The following is a 1,595-nucleotide window of genomic DNA, read 5'->3' on the forward strand; positions in this document are numbered from 1 at the left end:
AGGCAACGGTGCGCTTCATCGTTTTAGCGAACGGGTTGTCTCGACATGCGTCGAGGATTACCAGGCGAAGCTGCTTGGCCGGCTCGATTGCAAACAGCACCCGATCGAGCGGGAACGTCTCGTCGAACACGTCGGTGTCAGTCTCCAGCACCGCGTCGGTGGGGATGAGATAGTTGTTGCCATCCAGCTCGATGCCGTGACCGGCGTAGTAGATCACCGCTATATCGGCATCGCGCGCCTTGACTCCAAAATCGCGAAGCGCCTTCCGCATATCGACGACGCTCAGGTTCAGCCTCGTGTCGACAATGTCGAACCCGACCCTCTTGAACATGTCTCCGACCAGCCTGGCGTCGTTCACCGGGTTTGCGAGCTGGGGCACGCTCTTGTAGTCGGAGTTGCCAATGACCAGGGCAACGCGACGCTCCGCCTGTGCAGAACCGCAGGTCAGCCAAATCAAAAAGAACAATGAAAACCAGCGAAACGCGCGCATCGTTCCCCCGAATATGTCTGCGCAGGGTATGCGGAGACTACTGAAAGGTAAGCTTCGATTTCGTGACTCTGGTCACATTAGGCCGGCGGTCCGAAAGCGACGTTGGGCTCGCGCACTTAGTTGCAGACCTCAAGATTGCCTCCAGCTTGGGTAGCGTAGTTCGCACCCGAATACCCTGTTCCAGAGGCTGCAGCTGGTCGTACGAGCCGGCATCCGGGCCGCACGGGACGGCAGCCTGCAGAGCTGCAGAAGATCTGACCGGACGCCAGCGGCTTGCTCGACCCGGACTCAACCTGTTTGCGCTCCTCATCTCGCCGCTTGGAAGCGTCACGCGTGGTCGCAGGCTTCCTTTCAGGGATCTTCTCGCATTCGTTGTTGTCATTGACGCGGGACCCCGTACGGCAAGTGATCTTCACGCAGCTGTCACCATCTGCCCTGGACCCGCGATCACAGACCAGGGGACAGACCCGGCTTGGCTTGGCCTTGATAGCATCGAGCACGTCGAAGCTTGCAAGTTTGCTGTCGAACTTGGTCCCAGCGTACTCGTTGAACGTCGAGAGGGACCGCTGCGACGGCGCGTTCCAGTCGCCATCAGAGGGGCCGGACAAACACCCCACGCGGCGCAGTTCGGATTGAACCAGCTTCGCCATGTCCTGAGGGGACATGGTCGGCTGTGAAGAGGTCGGACCTATGGCGGCGATCTTCTGCTCGCGCTCGATCTTCTTCTCGGCGGCTTCTTGAGCCGTCTGTTCGGCAATCGCTTTGTCGTTCGCGATCCTTTCCGCGAGTGCCTTCTCGGCGGCGTGCTTCTCGGCAAGCGCTGTGGCGACCGCTGCCTCGGCGTCCTTCCTGCGCTGCTCCGCCGCGGCCGCCTTCGCCTCCTCAACCTGCTTGGCCTTTTCCGCTGCGAGTCGAGCCTCTTCGGCCGTCTTGGCGGCGGTCGCCGCCTTGTCCTGTTCCGCCTTCTTGGCGCGGTCGGCGACGAGCCTGGCCTTTTCGTCCTCCGCCCGCTGAGCCAGGTCCGCAGCAGCGGCGCGCGTTTCCTCGGCAGCAATCCTGCTCAATTGGACCTTGGCAAGGCTGGCGTAAAAGCCGTCCGGATATT

The 1,595-nt window shown here is 61.4% G+C and carries 1 protein-coding gene and 1 pseudogene; both read right to left on the reverse strand.

Annotated elements, in window-relative coordinates:
- A partial coding sequence (locus IVB47_RS21650) for a caspase family protein (protein ID WP_247464128.1) occupies positions 1 to 490 on the reverse strand: 490 nt, incomplete at its 3' end.
- A gap of 116 nt (positions 491 to 606) precedes the next feature.
- Positions 607 to 1,595, reverse strand: a pseudogene (locus IVB47_RS21655) (caspase family protein); the annotation flags it as partial.

The sequence above is a fragment of the Bradyrhizobium sp. 62 genome, assembly GCF_023073035.1.
In the GTDB taxonomy this organism is placed as follows: Bacteria; Pseudomonadota; Alphaproteobacteria; order Rhizobiales; family Xanthobacteraceae; genus Bradyrhizobium.